Source organism: Amycolatopsis sp. cmx-11-32, assembly GCF_047608695.1.
Classification (GTDB): domain Bacteria; phylum Actinomycetota; class Actinomycetes; order Mycobacteriales; family Pseudonocardiaceae; genus Amycolatopsis.
In genome coordinates, this window is the sequence record NZ_JADNQN010000001.1 from 192565 (window position 1) to 210759 (window position 18195).

Sequence of the window (18195 nt, forward strand, 5' to 3'; positions counted from 1 at the left end):
CCGTCGATGGAGGAACCTTGCTACCGCTACTCGTCCGATTCGTGCTGGGCCCGCTGGTCAGGGCGCTGTACCGCCCCGAGATCCGCGGCGTGGAGAACATCCCCGCCGCCGGGCCCGTGCTGCTGGCGCCCAACCACCGGGCGGCCCTGGACACCGGCGTGATCACTTTCACGGCGATGCGGCCGGTCAAGTTCCTCGGCAAGGCGGAGTACTTCACCGGCCGCGGGCTCAGGGGCAAACTGATGGCGGGTTTCCTGGGCGGCCTCGGCTACGTCCCCGTCCAACGCGGCAACGCGCAGGCCGGTCTCGCCGCACTGGAGGCGGCGCGGAAGGTGCTCGACGCGGGCGGCGCGTTCGCGATCTACCCCGAGGGCACCCGCTCGCTGGACGGACGACTGCACCGCGGCCACACCGGCGTCGCGGCCCTCGCGCTGGCGACCGGCGCGAAGGTCGTCCCCGTCGCTCTTTCCGGCACCGAGGACCTGCAGCCTCCCGGAAAGCGGATCCCCCGACGGGCGAAGATCACGGTCACCTACGGCTCGCCCTTGGACTTCTCGCGGTATGAAGGACAGGACTCGTCACCGGCGATCCGGCGCTCGGTGACCGACGAGATCATGTACACGATCCTGGAGCTTTCGGGGCAGGAGTACGTCGACTCGTATCACAAACGCCCTGATCAGAGCGCCGCCTGACGCTCCGGCGATAGCAAAGGTCCCTTGCTTCCCCGACGACGCTCGGTGGAGGTTCCGCTGGCCGGGGTAGGTGACTGGGTGGATCTTGGGGCGTTAGCTGACCCAAACACAGCCACCCATCCCGGCGACCTTCACGAACTTCTGAGTCCCTCAAGGAGTCCTTCACGGACCCTGGGTCCCTCAAGGAGACCTTCACGGACCCTGAGTCCCTCATGGGGGCCTTCACGGACCGGCACTTCGCGGCCCCAGCGGCTCCAGCGGCTCCAGGCGTCACCGCAGCGGCACGTGAAGGCCTCCTTACCGCCTAAGCGAAGAAAGCTCGCCCCTCACAACCCTCCAAGTACAGAAAGGCCCCCTTCCTGTACCTAGGCGCAAGCAAAGGGGCCTTCATGCACTAAAAGAGCCCTACTTAACCCACTTAGGACGCGGCGGAGGCACGTAGCCCGCGAAGCCGTCCAGAAGCACCGAAGCGTCCGAATCGATCGAAAGCATGTCCCGGTACCCAGCCGACAGGAAACCCTCCGACACCATGTGGTCGGCGAACTTCAGCAGCGGCGCGTAGTACCCGCCGACGTCGACCAGCCCGATCGGCTTCTCGTGCAGCCCGAGCTGCGCCCACGTCCAGACCTCGAACAGCTCCTCCAGCGTCCCGGCCCCGCCCGGCAGCGCGAGGAACCCGTCGGACAGCGCGGCCATTTTCGCCTTGCGCTGGTGCATGTCGGCGACGGCGTGCAGTTCGGTCAGGCCGGCGTGTGCGATTTCGACGCTGCCCAGCGCCTCCGGGATCACGCCGATCACCTCTCCGCCCGCGGCCAGCGCGGCGTCCGCGATGACGCCCATGGTCCCGACCGAGGCACCGCCGTAGACGAGCCCGATCCCCCGCGAAGCCAGCAGTGTCCCCAGCGCGCGTGCCTCATCGGCGTAGCGCGGATCGAAGCCCATCGACGAACCGCAGAAGACGCACACCCGGCGCGGAGCCGCCATCAGTGGGTGTCGTCCCATGCCTGGTACGAGTCCTGCACGACCCGCACGGCGTCGTCGATGTCGTCGGTGACGTGCAGCAGGTCGAGGTCCTTCTCGCCGATTTTGCCCTCGGCGAGCAGCGTCTTGGCGATCCAGTCGTACAGGCCGCCCCAGTAGTCGCTACCGAACAGCACGACCGGGAACTTCGTGACCTTCTTCGTCTGCACCAGGGTGAGCGCCTCGAACAGCTCGTCGAGCGTGCCGAAGCCACCGGGCAGGCAGATGAACGCCTGCGAGTACTTGATGAACATCGTCTTGCGGGCGAAGAAGTACCGGAAGTTGACGCCGAGGTCGACCCACGGGTTCAGGCCCTGCTCGAACGGCAGCTCGATGCCGAGGCCGACGGAGAACCCGCCCGCTTCGTTGGCGCCGCGGTTCACCGCTTCCATCGCGCCGGGGCCGCCGCCGGTCATCACCGCGAAGCCGGCGTCGGCGAGCGCGCCGCCGATCTTGCGGCCGAGTTCGTATTCCGGGTGGTCCCGTTTGGTCCGCGCCGAGCCGAACACGGTCACCGCGCGCGGCACCTCGGCCAGCGCGCCGAAGCCCTCGACGAACTCCGCCTGGATCCGCAGCACGCGCCACGGGTCGGTGTGCACCCAGTCGCTCGGCCCCCGTGAGTCCAGCAGGCGCTGGTCGGTGGTGCTGCTGCCCTGGTCACGGCGATCCCGCCGCAGCACGACCGGGCCCTTGTGGCGCTCGATCGGACGTTCCGGGTACTGGCCGTCGGGGAACTCGCTGTTTGTCTCACTCACCCAACCAAGACTACGACGTCGTCACCGTCTGGAGCGGCAGCATCGCCGCGAACAGGAGTTGTCGGATTCGCGAACGTGGGGCCCGCCGGAGAGCGGGCCCCACGAACGCGTCTAGGAACGTCCTGCCAGCGAGAACGCGAGCATCGCCGTCGAGGTGAAGTCGATGGCGGGCTCGTTGCTCGGCCATGAGGCGAGGTCGTCGGTGTAACGGGACTCGGCCGTGTCGAAGGCGTCGTACGGCTTCGTGCACTCCTTCGCCCCGGCAGGGAACGGAAGGTCCGCGAAGTGTTCGGCCCCGTTCGGTCCGTTCACGACAGCGCCGTAGAGCACCTTGTCCTCACCCGCGAGGTTGGCCGCCTGGTGGTGCGGGCATTTCGGGGACGTCGTGCCGACCCCGACGACCAGCGAGATGCCCCAAGCGTTCGCGCCCAGGGTGAAGTTCCGTTGCTGCGAACCGAACGCCGCGTACCGCCGGTCACCGGTCACGTCGGCGTACAACCGCTCGGTCGCGGCGAAGCCGAAGCTCTTGCTGGCGGCGTCGAAGTCGGTGACGGACACAGCGGTCCGGAAAGGACTCTTCGCCGCGTTCGCGACACCTTCGTCGAGCTGACGCCGCAGGTCGCCGATCAGCTCCTCCGGGCCGAGCGCGGCACCCGGGACGCCGTGCCGCAGGAGCTTCGCCAGTTCGGCGTGTGCCAGCGCGCTGGTGTCGTACAGGTTGAGCGTGCTCTTCTCTTCGAGGTCGATGTAGGCCTTCGCCCAATGCGCCGCCTGCCGCGTCCATTCGACCGATCGCGGGTCCCGCAAGGCCTTGCCCGCCAAAGCGAGCTGTGTCGCGCCGAGTTCCATGTCGTCCCGCCAGGACGATTCCGGGTAGTACGCGTGCGGGAACGCGGTGACGAGCTCGCCGACGTCCTTGGTCTTGGCCTGCGCGAAGACCGAGGCGGCCTCGGCGAGGTACTTCTTCGCCAGTGCGGGGTTCCGCTTCGCCTCGACCTGCGCGCCGAGCGCGAACGCGGCGGCCACGCGGCCGGCGAGGTTCGGGCTGAGCGCGGAACCGCCGGGGTTGGCGGGGAAGACCGGCCGGTGTTTGACGAAGTACTTGGGGTCACCGGATTTCACGTCGAGCGGGTCGTCGTCGTGCGGGTTCCGCCAGACGTCGTGGTCGCCGAGGAACCCGAATTTGTCGCTGCCCGTCCCGATCCCGACCTGGGCGTAGAGCGTCTTGTTCCGCTGGTCCCACATCTTGTCGAGCCAGTCGAGGCCGAGCGTGACCTCCTTGGCCAGCACCGGGTCGTAGCCCTCGCGGAGCACATAACCCATCTCCGCCAGTGAATACGCCGTGTTCGAGGTGAACTTGACGAAGTCGCCCGCGTCGACCCAGCCGCCTTCGACGTCGATCGGCCCACCGACCGGCTTCAGCGGTTCGGCGATCTCGTCGCCGCCCTCGCCGACGAACACCGGCCAGTCGTAGACCGTGGCCTCCTTGTCCGCCAGGTGTGAAGGCTTCCTGCCGAGACGCCCGGGGATGATGTCGTCACCGTCGCGCTGCGCCTGGAAGAACTCGTTGGTGGCGCGGACGAGCGGCGTGAAGAGCCGCTGCCTCGTGTCCACCCGGAACGTCGGCGAGGTCGCCTTGGTCTCGCCGCTGACCTCGATCCGGTACTTGCCCGGCAGCCAGACCTTCGACAGGTCGAGCTGGTACACCGCCGGGTACTTCGCGTTCCACGCACCGAACGAGGGCCCGGTCCGTCCACGATGGACGGTCCAGCCTCGTTCGTCGACCACCGAGAACGACCCCGGCGCGCTGGACAGCAGATAGGCGTACTTGGTCTCGGTGATGCCGTAGCCGACCTGATCGACCCGGACCTCTCCTCGCACCGCCGCCGCGGCCGAAACCGCCGGAACCGTCAAACCCCCGAGGACCAGTGCCGACACCGCGGCCACCGCCCTGGACCAGGAACTCACCATCATCGGCGCCCCGCTCGAATTAGTTAAGAAAGTTTCCTTTTTATGGCGCATGACGCTAGCGCCAGGAGCACCCCCAGTCAATATGTCCGATTCGCCGGGTGAAAGTCACCGGAACGGGACCACTGTCAGCGGGTATCCCACAGATTGAGCCCCTGGAAGAGAACGTTGCCTCAAAGTCGGCACCGACTGTCTACACGTCGGCATCCGCGACGACACAGATCAGCGCGAACTCTCGTCCGAGGTCAGTCCGGTACTCGGGAAATCGTCTACCGTGGACTGATGCCCTCCCTGCGAACCGAGGCCGAATCGCTCGGCGCGCGGATCCGGCGGTTGCGCAAGGCGCGCGGGCTGACCCAGCGTGAGCTCGCCGAGCCCCGGTACGACCGCGGTTTCCTCGCCAAAGTCGAGTCCGGCAGCCGCGTGCCCTCGGACGACGTCCTGACCCATCTCGCGCGACGGCTCGGGCTGACCGCGGACGAACTCCGCTTCGGCAGGCCGCCGGGCGCCGCCGCGGAACTCACCGACGCGCTGGAAAGTGCATATCGGGAATTGCAACAAGGCGGACTCGGGGCCGCCGAGCGCGAATTCGCGCGGATAGAACAGCGAGCTGCCGCGTACCGCCTGCCCGACGTCCAGTGCCACGCGCGGTTCTATCTCGGCGAGGTCGACTGGCAGCGCTACGACATCCCGTTGGCGGACAAAGGGTTCGCCTACGCCATGGAACTCGCCGACGCCGCGTCACCTCGGTTGCGCGCGATGATCGTCAACCGCGTCGCCGCCTGCCGCGCGCTGTCGGGCGACCTGGGCGCGGCGGTCGCACTGGCCGAAACCGCGCTCGCCGGGCTCCGCGCCGCCGGCCCCGTCGACCCCGACGCCGAACTCGCGCTGGTGACCGCGCTGATCCACCCGCTCATCGAAATGGGTGCGCTCCGCCGTGCGCGGCGGGCCGCCGAAGAAGGGCGTCGGGCGCTGGCTTCCGCACACCGCAAGGACATCTCCGCGCGGTACCACCGGCAAGCCGCGCAGCTGTGGCAGGCGATCGGCCTGGCCGACCGCGCCGAAAAGGACCTTTCGCGGGCGTTGCGGCTGTTCACCTCCATCGGCTACGACCGTGACGCCGCCCGGAGCCGCTGGGCCCGTGGCTTCCTGTGGCGACGGCTGGGCAAACTCGACGACGCGCACGCCGAACTGCTGCTCGCCCGCGACCTCCTCGCCAAAGCCGGTTCGCGTGAAGGCGTCCTCGGCGCGACCATCGAACTCGCCGACGTCCGCCGCCGCCAAGGGGCACTCGACGAGGCCGCCGAACTCGCCGAGGGGATCCGGCCGCTTCTGGATCGATCCCCCGACGTCGAGGCCAAGGCGGAGGTTCTCCGCTTGCTGGGACTCATCGCCCGTGCCCGCGGCGATCTGCCCAAGGCGACCGCGTTGCTCGAAGAAGCCGCCACCGCACAGGAAAAGTCCGAACTGCGCGGCGCACTCGTCGCCACTTCGCTGCATCTGGGCGATACTTTGCGCGCCCGCGGATTAATCGACAAAGCCGCGGAGGCCTATCGGCGCGGCGTCCGCGCGGCCGCTATGTCCGATTCCGGGCCAACGGACTGAAAACCATACGAAAGTCGCTATATATCGCGACTGGCGACAAAAGCCTTACTACACAGGGATTTTATTCCTCGCATAGTGATCTTCACCCGTCCCGCTAGGCCATCCGGCCCATTGACGCCTCCCGTGACCGGCTCCTTTACTCGGACGTGTCCATCGAGATAACTCCAGTTATCCGAATGGACACGCTCCCCGTCCCCCGCCGTGCTCCCCGACTCGGTCGAATCCCCCGTCGCGCCTGTGGCCGTCCGGGTTCACGGTCCTGCCCATGGAAGGTTCCCCATGACCGTTCAGCGAGGGCTCAGAACAGGGTTGGCGGCCATCGCCGGCCTTGCCCTGAGCATGACGTTCCCGGTGACCCCGGCGAACGCGACCACCGCGACCGTCCAACCCGCGAGCCCCGACTCCGTGGCCGCGAGCGCGGCCGACCGGGCCGCCGCGACCGGTGTGGACCAGTTGCGCAAGGGTGCCGACGAAGGCTTCCGCCGCGTCGGACTGACCTCTGGTGGTGGAGGACTCTTCTACGCCGCTTACGAACGGACCTACCGTGGCCTGCCGGTCGTCGGCGGGGACGCGGTGGTGGTCGCCGACGGCGCCGGGCGCGTCCGCGGCACCAGCGCCGCGGAGACCGCGGCGATCTCGGTCGGCACCAAGGCCAAGATCACCGCGGCGAAGGCGGCCGAGGTCGCCCGCGCACAGCTGTCCGAAGTAGACAGTGTCACCGCGCCGAATCTCGTCGTGCTGGCCGGGAACTCCCCCAAGCTCGCTTACGAGGTCGTCGTCGCGGGCACCAAGGCGGCGACGCCGAGCAACCTGCACGTGTTCGTGGACGGCGCCACCGGCGCTGTCCTCCAGACGCGTGACGACGTCAAGATGTCAAACTTCTCCACCGCCGCCAAGGCGACGTCGAACGAAGCCAGTGTGCTGGGCGCCGGGAACAGTTACTACGTCGGCAACGTCACCATCGACACGACGAACTCCGGCGGCACCTACACCATGCGCGACCCGCAGCGCAGCAACATCAGCTGTGCCCGCCAGAACGGTTCGCCGTTCTCCGGGCCGGACGACAACTGGGGCAACGGTTCCGGCACCGACCTGGAAACCGCTTGTGTCGACGCGCTCTTCGGCGTCCAGACCGAGTGGAAGATGCTGAGCGAATGGCTCGGCCGCAACGGCATCAACGGCAACGGCGGCGGCTTCCCCGCCTACGTCGGCCTGAACCAGGCCAACGCCTACTGGAACGGCTCCTCGACCACCTACGGCCGCTCCTCCGACAGCCAGCGCCAGGCCACCCCGATGGACGTCGTCGCGCACGAGTACGGCCACGCCATCTTCCAGACCACGCCGGGCGGCGCGGGCAGCGGCAACGAGAACGGCGGCCTCAACGAGTCCACCGGTGACATCTTCGGTGCCCTCACCGAGCACTACGCGAACAACGCCAAGGACCGCCCCGACTATGACGTCGGCGAGGGCGTGAACCTGGTCGGACAGGGCCCGATCCGCTACATGAACCAGCCGAGCAGGATCTCGGGCAACCCGAACTGCTACTCGTCGTCCATCCCGAACACCGAGGTGCACGCCGCGGCGGGCCCGCAGAACCACTGGTTCTACCTGCTGGCCGAAGGAACCGCCCCGGTCGGCAAGCCTGCCAGCCCGACCTGCAACAACACCTCGATCACCGGCATCGGCATCCAGAAGGCGGGGAAGATCTTCTACAACGGCCTGTTGAAGAAGACCTCCAGCTGGAACCACCGGGCGGCCCGCAAGGCCACCCTGGAAGCGGCGCTCGCGCTGTACCCGGGTTCCTGCACCGAGTTCAACACCACCAAGGCGGCGTGGGAGGCCATCAGTGTCCCCGCGGCGACCGGTGAACCGACCTCGTGCACCCCGAGCGGCTCCGACTTCTCGGTCGGCGTCACCCCGGCGTCCGGCACGGTCAAGCCCGGCGAATCGGCGACCGCCACGGTGAACACCGCGACCGTCAACGGTGCGGCACAGTCGGTGGCGCTGAGCGCCAGTGGTCTCCCGGCCGGGGCGACCGCGACGTTCAACCCCGCTTCGGTCCAGTCCGGTGCCTCCTCGACGCTCACCATCGCGACGTCGGCGAGCACCCCTGAAGGCACCAGCACCATCACGGTGACCGGCACCGCGGCCAGCGGCGCGCACACCGCGCAGTACACGCTGACCGTCGGCACCGGCGGCAACATCCGGTCGTTCAGCAACGACACCGACTTCCCGCTGAACGACTACGCCACGGTGAACAGCTCGATCACCTCGACCGCGACCGGCAACGCCGTGTCGCCGGTGAAGGTGACGGTCACCGGGACGCACACCTGCTCCGAGGACCTTCGCATCAGCCTGAAGGCCCCCGATGGCAGCACGTACTCGGTGAAGGCGACCGGTTCCCTGCCCTGCACCGATCTGGGCACCCGGAACTACTCGGTCCCGGTGACCAACGAAGTCGCGGCAGGCACCTGGACCCTCGTGGTCTACGACGCCTACGCACAGGACACCGGCACGCTCAGCAGCTGGTCGATCACCGTCTAGCTCTCCCTCGCGCGTGAAGGACTCCTTCCCTCGACTCGGTCGAGGGAAGGAGTCCTTCACGCAAACCCGATCCAGGAAGGAAACCCCGGCATGAAGTGGGGAAAACGATTAGGAGTGGCCGTCATCGGCATGGCCGCCGTATTGGGCGTCGTCACGGCGCCCGCGCAGGCGGCAGGCAACGCCGCGCCGGACATCTCGCTGGCCAACGTCAAGGCGCACCTGAGCGCACTGCAGACGATCGCCAACCAGAACGGCGGCAACCGCGCCTCGGGACGGCCGGGCTATCCGGCGTCGGTGTCCTATGTGGCGCAGAAGCTGCGCGGCGCCGGCTACAACGTCACGCTGCAGACCTGCACGAGCTGCGCGGGTCAGAACCAGAACATCATCGCGGAATGGCCGCAGGGTGACGCCAACCAGGTCATCATGCTGGGTGCGCACCTCGACAGCGTCGCCGCAGGCCCCGGCATCAACGACAACGGTTCGGGCTCGGCCTCGATCCTCGAAGTCGCGCTGACGCTGGCCCGTGAGAACCCGACGATGGCCAAGCGGGTCCGCTTCGGCTGGTGGGCCGACGAGGAGTCCGGCCTGCGCGGGTCCAAGCACTACGTCGCCAACCTGCCCGCCGCCGAGCGCACGAAGATCAAGACCTACCTGAACTTCGACATGATCGGCTCCGACAACTGGGGCTACTTCGTCTACGACGACGTGGCTTCGGTCAAGGCCGTGTTCGACGAGTACTTCACGTCGATCGGCATCCGGACCGAAGGCGACACCGAAGGCGACGGCCGCTCGGACCACGCGTCGTTCAAGAGCGCGGGCATCCCGGTCGGCGGTCTCGCGACCGGCGCCGGCTACACCAAGAGCGCCGCACAGCAACAGAAATGGGGCGGCACCGCCGGAAGGGCGTTCGACAGCTGCTACCACCGCGCCTGCGACACGCTGTCCAACATCCCGGACACCCCGCTGGAGAAGAACAGCGACGCGATCGCCTACGCGGTCTGGAAGCTGGCCGTCGGCGCCTCCACAAGTCCCGACTTCTCGCTCGGCCTCTCCCCGGCCTCCGGCACCGTCCAACCAGGACAGTCGGCGACCGTCACGGTCAACACCGCGACCACTTCCGGTGCGGCACAAACGGTTTCACTGAGCGCCAGCGGTCTACCCGCCGGAGCCACCGCGACGTTCAACCCGGCTTCTGTGCAGTCGGGCGGATCCTCGACGCTCACCATCGCGACGTCGGCGAGCACCCCTGAAGGCACCAGCACGATCACGGTGACCGGTGACGGGACCTCGGTGGACCGCACGGCGCAGTACACGCTCACCGTCGGCAACGCCGGCGTGCGCACGTTCACCAACGGCGCCGACTTCGCGCTGAACGACTACGCCACGGTGAACAGCCCGATCACCTCCACCGCAACGGGTTCGGCGACATCGCCGGTCAAGGTGACCGTCACCGGGACGCACACCTGCTCCGAGGACCTTCGCATCAGTCTGAAGGCACCCGACGGCAGTACTTACTCGGTCAAGGCCACCGGATCCCTTCCGTGCACCGACCTCGGTACCCGGGACTACTCGGTCCCGGTGACCAACGAGGCCGCTTCCGGCACTTGGACGCTCGTGCTCTACGACGCCTACGCCCAGGACACCGGCACCCTCGACAGCTGGACCATCACCGTCTGACCCGCTGAATCGACAGGGCCATCTCACGGGGACACCCGGCTTCGTGAGATGGCCCTGTCCTTTCGCGGGGAAGAATCCGGCAACTCTTCGATATCTGGTCTAGACCACCCGATCGTCGGTAGCGCCACTCATGCACGGCGACCTATGTTGAGCCGAACGGCCGCTTCCTGTTCGTTCACAATCGCTTTCGAGATGGGAGCTGGGTATGTTCGGTCGCGTCTCACGGCTGCTCGCAATCACCGGCGCGGCGGCACTCGCCGTCACCACCTTGGTCGTCCTGACCCCGGCGCAGGCGTCGGTGGACGCCGAGGTCTGCGCGGTCAAATCGAAGCCGGCGGGCAAGGTCCTGCAGGGCTACTGGGAGAACTGGGACGGGGCCTCGAACGGCGTCCATCCGCCGATGGGCTGGATCCCGATCACCGACGCGCGGATCAAGGCCAACGGGTACAACGTGATCAACGCGGCCTTTCCGGTCATCCTGTCCGACGGAACGGCAAAATGGGAGGATGGGATGGACGCGACTGTGAAGGTCGCGACTCCGTCCGAAATGTGCGCCGCCAAGGACGCGGGCGCGACGATCCTGATGTCGATCGGCGGTGCCACCGCGGGCATCGACCTGAACTCGGCCACCGTGGCGGACAGGTTCGTCGCGACCATCGTGCCGATCCTGAAGAAGTACAACTTCGACGGGATCGACATCGACATCGAGACCGGCCTCGTCGGCAACGGGAACATCAACACGCTTTCCGCGTCCCAGAAGAACCTCATCCGCATCATCGACGGCGTACTCGCGGCGATGCCGTCGAACTTCGGGCTCACCATGGCGCCCGAGACCGCGTACGTCACCGGTGGCAGCGTCGTCTACGGCTCGATCTGGGGCGCGTACCTGCCGGTCATCAAGAAGTACGCGGACAACGGCAGGCTGTGGTGGCTGAACATGCAGTACTACAACGGAAGCATGTACGGCTGCTCCGGCGATTCGTACCAGGCCGGGACGGTGCAGGGCTTCGTCGCGCAGACGAATTGCCTCGACAAGGGCCTGGTGATCCAGGGCCAGACGATCCGGGTTCCCTATGACAAGCAGGCGCCGGGTCTGCCCGCACAGGCCGGAGCCGGCGGCGGCTACATGTCGCCGAGCCTGGTTTCCCAGGCGTACCGGAGCATTCCGGCGCTCAAGGGTCTCATGACCTGGTCGATCAACTGGGACGGTTCGCGGAACTGGACCTTCGGAAAAAACGTGAAGTCACTCCAGGGCCGCTGAGCATCTCGCGCGATACCTGGCGCATTTAGTCCTCTAGTTGCGGTAGTTGCGTGTGCAAGGACCGCAACTAGAGGACTAATTGCGGTCGGTCGGTGGGATACGCGCGCAACCTTCGGCGCGGTCGGCCGTATCGTTCCCGGGTATGGGCGAGGAGGTCGGCGGACGGCTACGGCGGTTGCGCGCCGAACGCGGCCTGACGCAGCGCGAACTCGCCGAACCGCACTACACCGCCGCGTACGTCTCGTCCGTCGAGACGGGTGCCCGGACCCCGTCCGGTGACGCGCTGCGCCACTTCGCCGCGCGGCTCGGGGTGGACACCGGCGAACTGCTCGGCGTGACCTCGCCCCGCGACGACGTCCGGCTCGAGCTGGACATCGCGGCCGCCGCGGCGGACTTCCTCGCGGGAAACGGCTCGGCGCCGAAGATGCGGCGGCTGGCGCGGCACGCGAAGGGGATCGGCAGGACCCGCCAGGCCGGGCTCGCCTGGCTGTGGCTCGCACGGTACGCCGAAGGCGAAACTCGGCCGCGACTGGTGGCCGCCGCCGAAACCGCTCTCGACGACGACATCCCGCCGTACCGGGAACTGGCCATGGCGCTGCGGGCGAACACGCTGATCGACCGCGGCGAGCCACACCACGCCATGCACCTGCTCCGGACCGCGCTCGACGCGAGCCTCGACCGTCATCCGCATCCGGTGCTCCTGTTGACGCTGCACGCGTACCTCGCCGACGGGCAGCTCCGCCTCGGCGAGACCACCCATGCCGCGCACCACGCCGGCGAGGCGCTCCGGCTGGTCCGCGGCGGCGAGGAGATCCTGGCCGAGCTCACCGAGAACCAGCGTCGGCTGGCCGAGGCCTATCTCGGCGAAGGACGGGTAGCCGACGCCGTCGCCGCCGTGTCGGCGCTGCACGACCTGCTCCACGAACGCGCGCTGCGGCCGGTGCTGGCCCGGTGCTTGTTCGCGCGGGCGCTGGTCCGGCGAACCGACGATCTCGATGGCGCTCTCGCGGACCTTCGCGCGTCACGAGCGGCCGTGTCCGATCCTGCCGTCACCCTGGAACTCGCCGATCTCTGCCGCGAACTCGGCCGTCTCGACGACGCCGCCGTGCTGCTCGCCGAAGCGGCCGAAGCCATCCCGGAGGACTCGCCACACTCCGCGTCCCTTACGTTCCAGCAGGGCTTACTCGCTCTGGCACGCGGAGACCTCGAAGCAGCCGAAACTAACTTCGCGCACGCCATCGACATCGCCGCCCTCCGCGAGGCTCGCGGCGTACTGGCCGCTTCGGTGGACAAAGCGGGAGAGCTGCTTCGCGACCAGGGGCGAACCGAAGAGGCCGTGGATCTGTTGCGGCGCGGACTGCTCCTACTAGGCGCCGAGGAGGACATTCCGAAATGACCGAAGTGGACAGGGAAGACATCCGTACCCGGCTGGTGAGCCGATTCGGTCCTGAGGCCGAAGAATGGCTCGCCGGGGTTCCGTCTCTCGCCGCGCGGCTAGCCTCCCGGTGGGGCTTCGTGCTCGGCGAGTTGTTCGAGAGCGGCGCCTCGTCCGTCGTCCTGCGTTGCCGCTGGTCCGACGGGACCCCGGCGGTACTCAAACTCAGTCCGGACCGGGCGCTGCCGGCCAAGCAGATCGAGATGCTGCGGGTGTTCGCCTCATCGGGCCGCGTGCCCGCCGTGCTGGCCGCCGACGCGGACGCCGGAGCGATGGTGCTGGAGGAGATCCTGCCGGGCACCGAGGCCGAGGACCTGCCCTCGCCGTCGTTGCCACAGCGGTGGGGAGAGCTGCTCGCCGCGCTGCACTCCGTGGACACGCCCGCGCACTGGCCGTGGAGCCTGCGCGGCCGGTGCGAGGAGGCCTTCGACCGGATCGGCCGGAGGCTGACCGAACCGGCCATCGACGCCCGGATCGGCAAGGAAACCTGGCGGCGGGCGATAAAGCGCTGTGAGACATTGCTGGACACGCAGGACAGGGTCGTGTTGCTCCACGGCGATCTGCACCTCGGCAACGTCCTGGACGGCGGCCCGTCGCGCGGGCTGATCGCGATCGATCCGAAGGCATGCGTGGGCGATCCGTGTTACGACGCCGTCGACTACGTGGTGTCCGGCGCCGGACACGAGGGTGTCGGGGCCCGGTGCCAGGTGGTGGCGAGCGCGTGCGGGCTCGACGGAGACAGGTTGTACGCCTGGAGCCGGGTCATCGCGCCCATGTTCGCCATCGCGTACCTCACTCATGGCGGTCCAGAGGGGGCGATCGAGGAACTGCTCGCCCTGGCTAGCTGAGGAACTCGCGCAGCACCGCGGCGACCTGCCGGATCTGACCGGCCCGCACGTTCTCCTGCCGCGTGTGCGCCAGCGTCGGGTCGCCTGGCCCGAAGTTCACCGCCGGAATTCCGAGAGCCGCGAAGCGCGCGACATCGGTCCAGCCCAGCTTCGCGACCGCCTTGCCGCCTGCCGCCGCGACCAATTCAGCCGCCGCGGGGGCGCTCAGACCAGGCAGCGCACCCGGCGACAAGTCGACGATCTTGACGTCGTAGCCCTCGAAGACCTCGCGAAGGTGTGCCTCCGCCTCCTCGGCGCCGCGGTCGGGGGCGAACCGGTGGTTGATCGTGAGCACGGCCTCGTCCGGCACGACGTTGCCCGCGACACCGCCGCCGATCTTCGTGGCCTGCAGGCCTTCGCGGTAGGTCAGGCCGTCGATGTCGACCACCCGCGGCGTGTACTCGGCCAGCCTGCGCAGCGGTTCGGCGAGGCCGTGGATCGCGTTGACGCCCATCCAACCGCGCGCGGTGTGCGCTCGGACGCCTTCGACGCGGATCTCGATCCGCATCGTGCCCTGGCAACCACCCTCGATACCACCGTTCGACGGTTCGCCGAGAATCGCGAGGTCCGCCCGCAGCCACTCGGGCAGCTCGCGCTCGATGCGGCCGAGGCCGTTCTTCGTCGCTTCGATCTCTTCACAGTCGTAGAACACGAAGGTCAGGTCGTGCCTCGGCTCGCGCAGAGCGGCGGCGAGGTGCAGGAAGACGGCGTCGCCGCTCTTCATGTCGACAGTGCCCAGGCCGTGCAGGACCTCGTCGTCGCCGGTCCCCTCACGACGTACCGGCAGGTTCTCGTTGACCGGAACGGTGTCGAGATGCCCGGCCAGCATCACCCGCGAAGAGCGGCCGAGATTCGTGCGGGCGAGGACGGCGTCGCCGTTGCGGATCACCTCGAGGTGCGGTGCCTGCGTCTCCAGCGCGGCCTGCACGGTGTCCGCGATGACCTTCTCCTCTTCCGAGACGCTGAAGATGTCCACCAGCGCGGCGGTGAGGTCGACGGGGTCCGCGTGCAGATCGAGCGAAGGCATGCCCGCACCGTACCCGCGTGGTCGCCGGGCTACCGTGAAGGAGTGCGCATGCGAGCGATCTTGGCCTGCCTTCTCCTGCTGCTCGGCGGCTGCGGATCGGGCGAGGTCCCGGTGACGGTGAAGCCCACCCAGAGCACGGCGCCGGACGTGCTGCCGATCAAGCTCAAGGCGCTGACCACCGACCAGTGCTATCTGGCGCCGGGGACCGAGTCGCCCAAGGGCTGCCAGAAGTACGTCACCGAACTCTCCGGCGCCGCGGGCGGCATCCGCAAGCGCCGCCCGGACCTGTCGTCGCACGCCGACGCCCTCGATCGCCCGATCTCGGCGTTCCGCACCACGAACTGCCAGGACCAGCCTGCCCCCGGCGGCCCGTGCGGACAGGCCCTCGGTGCCATGTCGGCGGCACTGACCTCGGTGAAGAGCCTCGTCGGCGGCTGACGTCGGTCACTGGGTTACCGTTCAGGGCGTGAGCGAGCAGACCCCTGATCCCGAAACGACCGGCGCCACCGGCGTCGGACTGGCCACCGTCACGACCGACGGCACGGTGCTGGACACCTGGTTCCCGCTGCCCAAGCTGACCGAGCGTGCCGAGGGCAAGCCCGGCACGGTGCGGCTGACCGCCGAAGAGGCCACCGAGGCCCTCGGCGAGGCGGCCGCCGCCCAGCTCGGGCCGGACACCGACCGCGGTGTCGAGGTCGTCGCGGTCCGCACGACCATCGCCGGCCTCGCCGACGCCCCCGGTGACACACACGACGTCTACCTGCGCCTTCACTTGCTGTCGCACCGCCTGGTCCAGCCACACGGCGCGAGCCTGGACGGCGTCTTCGGCCTGCTGGCGAACGTCGTGTGGACCAACCACGGGCCGTGCCCCGTCGAGGGCTTCGAGGCGACCCGGCTGCGGCTGCGGGCGCGCGGCAACGTCACCGTCTACAGCGTGGACAAGTTCCCGCGGATGGTGGACTACGTCGTGCCCACCGGCGTCCGCATCGCCGACGCCGACCGCGCCCGCCTCGGCGCGCATCTGGCCAACGGCACCACGGTCATGCACGAGGGCTTCGTCAATTTCAACGCCGGCACGCTCGGCGCCTCCATGGTCGAAGGCCGGATCTCGGCGGGCGTCGTGGTCGGTGACGGCTCCGACGTCGGCGGCGGCGCGTCGATCATGGGCACGCTGTCCGGTGGCGGCAGGGAGACCATTTCGATCGGCGAGCGCTGCCTGATCGGCGCGAACGGCGGCGTCGGCATCTCGCTCGGCGACGACTCGGTCGTCGAAGCCGGCCTGTACGTCACGGCGGGCACGAAGGTGAACTTCGAGGGCAAGGTCGTTAAGGCGCTGGAGCTGTCGGGCATCTCGGGCGCGGTCTTCCGGCGGAATTCCGGGACCGGCACCGTCGAGGTCGTCGCGCGCACCGGCGTCGGGATCGAGCTGAACGCGGCCCTGCACGCCAACTGACCTGCCGCGAGGCGTGACCAGGCGGATGACAGGAGGGTGTGTGGAAATAGAGACGTTGAGTGTCCCTATTTCCACACACCCCTCACCCCGCGTAGCGGACGCTAACTGATCGCGTGGATTTTGGACGTTAGATGTCCCGAAACCCACACAGTCACCTGAGGTGGCCCAGGGCCGCTTCGGCGCGGGAGCAGGGGACCTTTGCTGCCGCTTTTGGTCTCCCGGGTGTCGCGAAAGCGACTTTCGCGACGTCTGATGTCTCGAAAGTGGCTTTCGCGACACCCTCGGCAGCACGAAAAGAGAGCAAGGGACCGTTGCTGTCACTCTCCCCCAGAGAGCGATAGCAAAGGTCCCTTGCTTCTGTCACGGTCTGGGGGTGTCTCCCGGGTTTGAAGTGGACTGGTTGGGTGAGGGGCACGCGCGCGCGTTTCTTTTGGCCGGAGGCCTCGGGTTTGCGGGGGCGGGCCGCTGACACGGCTGGGTGAGTGATCCGCCATTTCCGTAGCCCGGCCGCGGAAATCCGGAAGCGCGCTCTGAGCGACACAGCCTGGACCACCTTGCCAGTTCACCTAGAATTCATCTTGTGACAGCCGAGACCCTGCCGCGCAAAAACGCCCCTTCGACCACTCCTGCCGCGCTCGGACTCGGCGACCGTCCCGCGAAAGCCGGGCCGGACGATCCGGCGGCCGCCCACGTCCGGGTCAAACTCGACGTCGAGATCCGCGCGCTCCTCGCGCACGAACCCGGCACCAAATCCGGCGCCGACCCCGAGGACCTGCACCAGATGCGGGTCTCGCTGCGCCGGATGCGCAGTGTCCTCAAGCTGTCGGGCCGCCTTGTCGGCCCGGACGCCGAACCGGTGCGCGCGGAACTCGGCTGGCTCGGCCAGTCGCTCGGCGACGTCCGCGACTACGACGTCCTGATCGGGCATCTCCGCGAGGTCGTCGCCGAGTTCGAGGTGCGCGACCAGCCCGCGGCGCGCCGTCTGGTCTCGATGTTCGTCACCGAACGCGGTGTCGCGAAACGGCGGCTCACCCGCGCGCTCGCCAGCCCCCGGTACGCCTCGATGTTGCGGGACATCGGCCGTCTCGCCCGGCCGCCCGCGGCCGAAGAGTCCGCCTCCGAAGCCCCTCTCACCTCGGCCGGCCTCATCGCCGGGCTGGCGAAGCCGCACCGCAAGCTCGCGAAGGCGGTGAAGGCGCTTCCCTCGAATCCCCCGGATGACGACCTTCACGCGCTCCGCATCTACGGCAAGAAACTGCGCTATGCCGCCGAGATGGCCAAGCCTGCCGCGAAGAAGAAGCAGGCGGCGAGAATCCAGAGGCTGATCAAGGCGACGAAGGACCTTCAGACCGTTCTCGGGGACCACCAGGACGCCTGTGTCGCCGCCGATCGCATGCGGGGAACCTTGGACTCCAGCGACGTCGAGGTCGCCTTCATCGCGGGCCGGGTCGCGGAGAAGGAACTGCTGCGCCGCGCCGAGGTCCGTGCTGTGTGGCGCGACGTCTGGGCAGAGGTCGACGCGGCCGCTCAGGCGGTGAGCCCGCGAATGTAGCCGTCCGGGCGGATCTGCACCTGTCGCCCGTTCTCGGCCTCGTACGCGGCGAAAGCGTGCCCGCCGACGTCTTCGAAGTCCCCATCGGACAGTGCGCTGCCCTCGGGCAGGATCCGGCGGGCGCCTTCGAGAGTCGGACCGTCGCCGAACACCAGCACCGTCGCCTGCGGACCGTGCGGCAACGCCTCGGGCGAGCGGTCCACCGCGGTACCCGATGTCGAACTGGCGGGTGTTCTCGCCGCGCTCGTGGGCGTCGTCCGCGCCCTCGGTGTACTTCTCGAGCAGCTCGGTACTGATCTTCAGCACCCGCGCGGCGACT

At 68.4% G+C, this 18195-nt stretch carries 15 protein-coding genes; 10 read left to right on the forward strand and 5 right to left on the reverse strand.

Annotation, left to right across the window (positions count from 1 at the left end):
* The first annotated feature begins 17 nt into the window (after positions 1-17).
* Positions 18-692 (forward strand): lysophospholipid acyltransferase family protein, encoded by a 675-nt coding sequence (locus tag ACM6LR_RS00880; protein ID WP_414935642.1) that lies wholly within the window; start codon positions 18-20, stop codon positions 690-692.
* Positions 693-1097: 405 nt separating this feature from the next.
* On the opposite strand, the gene ACM6LR_RS00885 is transcribed toward ACM6LR_RS00880, so the two are convergent.
* The 3 genes from ACM6LR_RS00885 to ACM6LR_RS00895 all read right to left on the reverse strand — a co-directional run bounded on the left by ACM6LR_RS00885 (position 1098) and on the right by ACM6LR_RS00895 (position 4441).
* Complete coding sequence (locus ACM6LR_RS00885) at positions 1098-1676, reverse strand: TIGR00730 family Rossman fold protein (protein WP_414937046.1); 579 nt, start codon at positions 1674-1676, stop codon at positions 1098-1100.
* Positions 1676-2467: a TIGR00730 family Rossman fold protein gene (locus ACM6LR_RS00890; RefSeq protein ID WP_414935643.1), complete on the reverse strand. Its 792-nt coding sequence runs from the start codon at positions 2465-2467 to the stop codon at positions 1676-1678. Before ACM6LR_RS00890 ends, ACM6LR_RS00885 begins: the two co-directional genes overlap by 1 nt.
* Positions 2468-2578: 111 nt before the next feature.
* Entirely contained in the window at positions 2579-4441 is a 1863-nt protein-coding gene (locus ACM6LR_RS00895) for a glycoside hydrolase family 9 protein (protein ID WP_414942985.1), read from the reverse strand.
* 276 nt (positions 4442-4717) lie between these two features.
* Between ACM6LR_RS00895 and ACM6LR_RS00900 the strand changes: the two genes are divergently transcribed.
* The 6 genes from ACM6LR_RS00900 to ACM6LR_RS00925 all read left to right on the forward strand — a co-directional run bounded on the left by ACM6LR_RS00900 (position 4718) and on the right by ACM6LR_RS00925 (position 13805).
* Positions 4718-6040 carry a tetratricopeptide repeat protein gene (locus ACM6LR_RS00900; protein WP_414935645.1) on the forward strand — a complete coding sequence of 441 codons (1323 nt, stop codon included), beginning with the start codon at positions 4718-4720 and terminating at the stop codon, positions 6038-6040.
* A 279-nt stretch (positions 6041-6319) separates the two neighbouring features.
* The gene (locus ACM6LR_RS00905) at positions 6320-8584 is read left to right on the forward strand and encodes a M4 family metallopeptidase (protein WP_414935646.1); all 2265 of its coding nucleotides are present in this window, start codon (positions 6320-6322) and stop codon (positions 8582-8584) included.
* A gap of 90 nt (positions 8585-8674) precedes the next feature.
* Positions 8675-10261 (forward strand): M20/M25/M40 family metallo-hydrolase, encoded by a 1587-nt coding sequence (locus tag ACM6LR_RS00910; protein ID WP_414935648.1) that lies wholly within the window; start codon positions 8675-8677, stop codon positions 10259-10261.
* A 205-nt stretch (positions 10262-10466) separates the two neighbouring features.
* Positions 10467-11522: a chitinase gene (locus tag ACM6LR_RS00915; protein WP_414942986.1), complete on the forward strand. Its 1056-nt coding sequence runs from the start codon at positions 10467-10469 to the stop codon at positions 11520-11522.
* Positions 11523-11664: 142 nt separating this feature from the next.
* Entirely contained in the window at positions 11665-12918 is a 1254-nt protein-coding gene (locus tag ACM6LR_RS00920; protein WP_414942987.1) for a helix-turn-helix domain-containing protein, read from the forward strand.
* Entirely contained in the window at positions 12915-13805 is an 891-nt protein-coding gene (locus tag ACM6LR_RS00925; RefSeq protein WP_414942988.1) for an aminoglycoside phosphotransferase family protein, read from the forward strand. Before ACM6LR_RS00920 ends, ACM6LR_RS00925 begins: the two co-directional genes overlap by 4 nt.
* Here the strand turns inward: ACM6LR_RS00925 and dapE are convergent.
* Entirely contained in the window at positions 13798-14871 is a 1074-nt protein-coding gene (dapE, locus tag ACM6LR_RS00930; RefSeq protein ID WP_414935652.1) for a succinyl-diaminopimelate desuccinylase, read from the reverse strand. The two genes, ACM6LR_RS00925 and dapE, sit on opposite strands and share 8 nt — an antisense overlap.
* A gap of 48 nt (positions 14872-14919) precedes the next feature.
* Between dapE and ACM6LR_RS00935 the strand changes: the two genes are divergently transcribed.
* The 3 genes from ACM6LR_RS00935 to ACM6LR_RS00945 all read left to right on the forward strand — a co-directional run bounded on the left by ACM6LR_RS00935 (position 14920) and on the right by ACM6LR_RS00945 (position 17876).
* Positions 14920-15309, forward strand: a complete 390-nt coding sequence (locus ACM6LR_RS00935) for a hypothetical protein (protein WP_414935653.1) — start codon at positions 14920-14922, stop codon at positions 15307-15309.
* A gap of 28 nt (positions 15310-15337) precedes the next feature.
* Complete coding sequence (gene dapD, locus ACM6LR_RS00940; protein WP_414935654.1) at positions 15338-16324, forward strand: 2,3,4,5-tetrahydropyridine-2,6-dicarboxylate N-succinyltransferase; 987 nt, start codon at positions 15338-15340, stop codon at positions 16322-16324.
* Positions 16325-16904: 580 nt separating this feature from the next.
* Complete coding sequence (locus ACM6LR_RS00945) at positions 16905-17876, forward strand: CHAD domain-containing protein (RefSeq protein WP_414935655.1); 972 nt, start codon at positions 16905-16907, stop codon at positions 17874-17876.
* Here ACM6LR_RS00945 and ACM6LR_RS00950 read toward each other — a convergent pair.
* Positions 17852-18079 carry a hypothetical protein gene (locus ACM6LR_RS00950; protein ID WP_414942989.1) on the reverse strand — a complete coding sequence of 76 codons (228 nt, stop codon included), beginning with the start codon at positions 18077-18079 and terminating at the stop codon, positions 17852-17854. The two genes, ACM6LR_RS00945 and ACM6LR_RS00950, sit on opposite strands and share 25 nt — an antisense overlap.
* Positions 18080-18195 lie beyond the last annotated feature (116 nt).

Excerpts from the sequence above, each read along its gene's own strand:
- ACM6LR_RS00915 (WP_414942986.1), top strand. The coding sequence starts at position 10,467 with ATGTTCGGTCGCGTCTCACGGCTGCTCGCAATCACCGGCGCGGCGGCA.
- ACM6LR_RS00885 (WP_414937046.1), bottom strand. The coding sequence starts at position 1,676 with ATGGCGGCTCCGCGCCGGGTGTGCGTCTTCTGCGGTTCGTCGATGGGC.
- ACM6LR_RS00900 (WP_414935645.1), top strand. The coding sequence starts at position 4,718 with ATGCCCTCCCTGCGAACCGAGGCCGAATCGCTCGGCGCGCGGATCCGG.
- ACM6LR_RS00935 (WP_414935653.1), top strand. The coding sequence starts at position 14,920 with ATGCGAGCGATCTTGGCCTGCCTTCTCCTGCTGCTCGGCGGCTGCGGA.
- dapE (WP_414935652.1), bottom strand. The coding sequence starts at position 14,871 with ATGCCTTCGCTCGATCTGCACGCGGACCCCGTCGACCTCACCGCCGCG.
- ACM6LR_RS00910 (WP_414935648.1), top strand. The coding sequence starts at position 8,675 with ATGAAGTGGGGAAAACGATTAGGAGTGGCCGTCATCGGCATGGCCGCC.
- ACM6LR_RS00905 (WP_414935646.1), top strand. The coding sequence starts at position 6,320 with ATGACCGTTCAGCGAGGGCTCAGAACAGGGTTGGCGGCCATCGCCGGC.
- ACM6LR_RS00895 (WP_414942985.1), bottom strand. The coding sequence starts at position 4,441 with ATGATGGTGAGTTCCTGGTCCAGGGCGGTGGCCGCGGTGTCGGCACTG.
- ACM6LR_RS00920 (WP_414942987.1), top strand. The coding sequence starts at position 11,665 with ATGGGCGAGGAGGTCGGCGGACGGCTACGGCGGTTGCGCGCCGAACGC.
- ACM6LR_RS00925 (WP_414942988.1), top strand. The coding sequence starts at position 12,915 with ATGACCGAAGTGGACAGGGAAGACATCCGTACCCGGCTGGTGAGCCGA.